Annotated in this window: 1 protein-coding gene; it reads left to right on the top strand. The window is 70.0% G+C overall.

Translation table 11 applies throughout. The features are described 5' to 3' along the window. The coding region (locus ACFWF3_RS24325; RefSeq protein WP_379315428.1) for a condensation domain-containing protein at positions 1-4,890 on the top strand (4,890 nt) is incomplete at both ends.

Below are 4,890 nucleotides of genomic sequence, written 5' to 3'. Positions count from 1 at the left end.
GTCCGCCGCTACCGCCTCGAATCCGAGCACCGCTTCCTGCACATCTGCGCCCCCTGGTTCGATCCCTCCGTGCTCGAATGGCTGTGCGCCTTCACCACCGGTGCGACGCTGGTCGTCGTCGGGTCCGACATCGCGGGTGGGATCGAACTCGCGGATCTGCTGGCCGCCGAGTCCGTCACCCACGCCATCATCACCCCCGCGGTCCTGGGCACCCTCGACCCGGCCGGTCTGCACGCACTGGAATCGTTGTCCGTCGGCGGCGACGTGACCACCCCGGAACTGCTCGCGAAATGGCAGCCCGGACGCCGCTACCTCAACGGTTACGGCCCCACCGAGACCACGATCATCTCGTCCTACGCCGAACTCACGGCCGGACAACCGATCTCGATCGGCGCCCCCGTGCACGGCACACACGCGATGATCCTGGACGCCCGCCTGAACCCGGTCCCGCCGGGTGTCACCGGCGAGCTCTATCTGAGCGGGCGCGCGTTGGCGCGCGGCTACCGCAATCAGCCGACGACGACCTCGGCCCGATTCGTCCCCGACCCGTGGGGTGCGCCCGGCACCCGCATGTACCGCACCGGCGATCTGGTGCGCCTGCGCGACACCGGCGACATCGACTACCTCGGCCGTGCCGACACCCAGGTGAAGGTGCGCGGTTTCCGGATCGAACCGGGCGAGATCGATGCCGTGCTCGTCAGCCACCCCGATGTCGAATTCGCGGTGACCGTCGGACGTCGGAGCCCCGCCGGATCGACCACGCTGGTGTCCTATGTGCTCGCGGCACCGGATCGTTGCGCCGACCCCCTCGTCCTCACCGCGTACGCCACCGACCGCCTGGCTACGCACGCGGTGCCGTCGGCGATCGTGGTGCTCGACACCCTGCCCCTGACCTCCAACGGCAAACTCGACCGCAACGCCCTGCCCGAACCGGTCGTCGCCACCGCGCCCACCGCGGCACCCATCGGTGCGAGTCAAACCCTGCTGGCCGAGCTGTTCGCCCGCGTCCTCGGCATACCGCGCGTCGGCGTGCACGATTCGTTCTTCGCGCTCGGTGGCGACAGCATCCTGTCGATCCAGCTGGTGTCGCTGGCCCGCGCCGCGGGCATCGTCTTCACCACCCGTGACGTGTTCGAACACCGCACCGTGGCAAAGCTGTCCGACGTCGCCGCACTCGACAGCCCACAGTCGTCCGTGCTGGCGGAACTGCCCGGCGGGGGCATCGGCGATATCGCGTTGACGCCGGTCCTTGCCGAGTTCCTGACCACCGGTTCCAGCGACCGTTTCGCCCAGACCATGGTCCTGGCACTCCCCGAGAACATCGACCGCCCAGCTCTGGTCGCCATCATCGCCGCGCTCCTGCGCCACCACGACATGCTGCGCTCGCGCCTGCGACGCGACAGCGACAATTGGCAGTTCGAAGTCCTGCCACCCCATCGTGTCGACGCGGACTCTCTGATCACCGAGATCGACGCGTTCTCGGCGCTCACACCGGATGAGCTGACCCGAATCGGCACGGCCGCCATGGATTCGGCGCTCTCGGCGCTGGATCCCGCCACCGCCCGCATGATCGCCTTCACCTGGATCCGCAGGCACGGCGCTCGCGATGTCCTGGCGGTCGCCGCCCACCACTACGTCATCGACGGTGTCTCCTGGCGGATCCTGCTCCCCGACCTGGTCGTGGCGTGGGCCCAGTACGCAGCAGGTCAGCGGATCGCCCTGCCGCCGGTCGGTACGTCGTTCCGCCGGTGGGCGCACGGCCTCGCCACCGCCGAGCGCACCGCCGAACTCGACCACTGGCACCAGGTCCTGTCCACCCCTGACCCGCTGCTCGGCGCCCGCGCGGTCGACAGCAGCCTCGATACCGAGGCGACGATGCGGTCGATCACCGTGCAGATCCCCGCCGAGATCACCGAACCCCTGCTCACGACGCTGCCCGCGCAATACCGGGCAGGCGCCGATCACCCCCTGCTCGCGGCCTTGGCCTTGGCCGTGCGGGTCTGGCGTGCCCGGCGCGGTGTCGACGCTCCCACTCTACGACTGCGACTCGAAGGCCACGGCCGCCAAGAGGACGCCGTCCCCGGCGCGGATCTGACCCGCACCGTCGGCTGGTTCACCACCGTCTACCCCGTAGCCCTGGACCTGTCCGCGATCACACCGGCGGTCTTCGACGACGAAGCCCTCGCCGCGACGATGCGCACCGTCAAAGAACAGCTGCTGGCCGTGCCGGACAACGGTATCGGCTTCGGTGTGCTGCGCCGGAACCCGCACACCCGAAACCGGTTGTCCGGCACCATCGGCCAGATCGGCTTCAACTACCTGGGTCGCGCGAGCACCGCGGCCCGGACCACCGACGACACCGCGTGGCTGCCCACCGCCGACCTCGGTGACATCGCCGTCGACTACGACCCCACCCTGCCCGCGCACACCGTTCTCGACATCAACGCGATCGCCGTCACCACCGACACCGGGCCGCGACTGCGGGCGGACTTCCGCTACGCCACCGGCATCCTGTCCGAGTCCGAGGTCCAAGAGCTGGCCGACGACTGGACGAGCTGGCTCACCGCACTGGCCGACCACACCCTCCACCCGTCCGCGGGCGGGCTGACCCCCTCCGATGTTGCCCTGGTACAGGTTTCGCAAAACGACCTCGACACCTGGCGCACGACCCACCCGGGTCTGTCGGATGTGCTGCCGCTGTCGCCGTTGCAGCACTCGTTGCTCGCGCTGGGCGAGATGCTCGACGAGTCGGTCCACGCCTATGTCATCCAGCTCATGGCCGAATTGACCGGCGAGCTCGACATCGACCGGCTTCGCCACGCGGCCGCGACGGTGCTGAACCGGCACGCCAACCTGCGCTCGGCCTTCGTCACCACCCCCGACGGCACCCCCGTTCAGCTCGTCGCCGACGCCGTCGAGGCACCGTTGCGGATCGTCGAAGCCACCGACACCGAGCTGCCCGCTCTGCTCGCCGCCGATCAACAGGCAGGTTTCGACCCCACGATCGCGCCGCTGCTGCGATTCACGGTGTACACCATCGGTTCCGGGCGCAGCCACCTCGTCCTGACCGGCCATCACATCCTCCTCGACGGCTGGTCCATGCCGCTGCTGATGAAGGAACTGCTCGTCCTCTACGCCACCCACGGCGACGCGACCCCGCTGCCGCCGGTGCGCCCCTACCGCGACTACCTCGCCTGGCTCACCCGCCAGGACCGCACCGCCGCGGAGCGCGCGTGGTCGGAGGTCCTCGACGGGGTGTCGGCGACGATGATCGCCCCCGAGCTCACCTGGCCGCCGGCGACCGGCCACGGCTACGGCCTGTGCGAGTTCGAACTCGACGCCGCGCGGACGTCCGCGCTGACCGCCGTCGCCGCGGCCGCCGAGGTCACCGCGAACACCGTGTTCCAAACAGCTTGGGGCCTGGTCGTCGCCGCGAGCACCGCACGCGAGGATGTCGTGTTCGGTGCGACCGTGTCCGGGCGCCCGCCTCAGCTGGACGGCGTCGGCGACATGATCGGGCTGTTCGTCGACGCGGTCCCGGTGCGGGTGCGCATCGACCCCACCGCCACCGTCGGTGACCTGATCCGCGCCGTCCAAGCCGAGCAGGCCTCCCTGCTCGATCACCACCACCTCGGCCTCGGCGCGATCCAGCGCGTCGCGGGACCGGGCGAACTCTTCGACACCATGCTCGCTTTCGAGTCCTACCCCGTCGACGTCGAAGGTCTCCAACAGGCCGGCGGCGCGCTCGACGACCTGAGCATCGACGACCTGCACGGCGCCGACCACACCCACTACCCGATCACGGTCCTGGTCTTCCTCGGTGCCCGCACCCAAGTGCAGATCAAGTACCGCCGCGACCTCGTCTCCGATCCCGCGGCTCGCGCGCTCACCGACCGTCTCCGCACGGCGATCGACAACCTCGTCGCCGCCCCGACCACGCCTGTCGTCGACCTCGCCCACCAGCTCACCACCGACCCCGCCGACCCGATCACCCGATCCCGCTACTGGCGCCAGACGTTGGCCGACCTGCCGGCTCGCCTGGTCCTGCCCACCGACCACGTGGTCGCCGGCGGCGCACGCCCCGACCTCTCGCGCGCGCAGAGTGGGCATGCGGACAATCGCCTCGGCGCCGAGCACGGTTGTGCCAGATCGACCGTCCCGACGACGGTGCACCGAGCCCTCCATGAACTCGCCGGCACCGCGAACGTGAGCAGGCAATCGCTGGTCGGCACCGCCTTGGCTGTACTCCTCGCGCGACTCACGGCATCCGACGACATCGTGATCCGAACCCGCACTCCTGATCTGTTGCTGCGCATCACCATCGATCTCGCGGCGCCCTTCCTCGATCTGCTCACGCGGGCACACGAGGCCGAGACGCTGGCGCTGGCTCATGCGGGAATCCCGCTCGCGGACTTCGCCGAGCTGCTCGGCGTCGAGCCCCGCGCGCTGGGACAGGTGTCGCTGGAAGTACGGTCCACCGGCTCATCGGACGACCCGTTGCCCGTGCCCGCCGCGGTGACGACCGCAGCCGGTTCGGCTGCGCGGCACACCCTGCCCGGGGACGACGCCGTGACAGCCGGCGAACTCCTCGTGACGGTGCTCGAGACGACGTCGGGCTCGGCGATCGAGATGTCGTTCGCCCGAACCGTTTTCGATGACCACGAAGCGGACACGTTCGTGCGGCGCCTGGCCCGGCTGCTCACCGCGATCGCCGCCGACCCACGGATCCCGGCCGGTGATCTACCGCTGTCCGATCACGCCGAGTACACCTTCTTGACTCATCTCGGCGACGGCCCGACTCCGTCGGCCACCCCCACCCTGCCCGAGCTGCTGGTGCGCGGCACCGGCTACGGCCAGCATCGAATCGCCGTGCGCGACACCGCGAATACC

It is taken from the genome of Nocardia sp. NPDC060220 (assembly GCF_042727815.1).
In the GTDB taxonomy this organism is placed as follows: Bacteria; Actinomycetota; Actinomycetes; order Mycobacteriales; family Mycobacteriaceae; genus Nocardia.
Note: the sequence above shows the minus strand (reverse complement) of the source record. Positions and strands in the feature narration are given on the sequence as shown.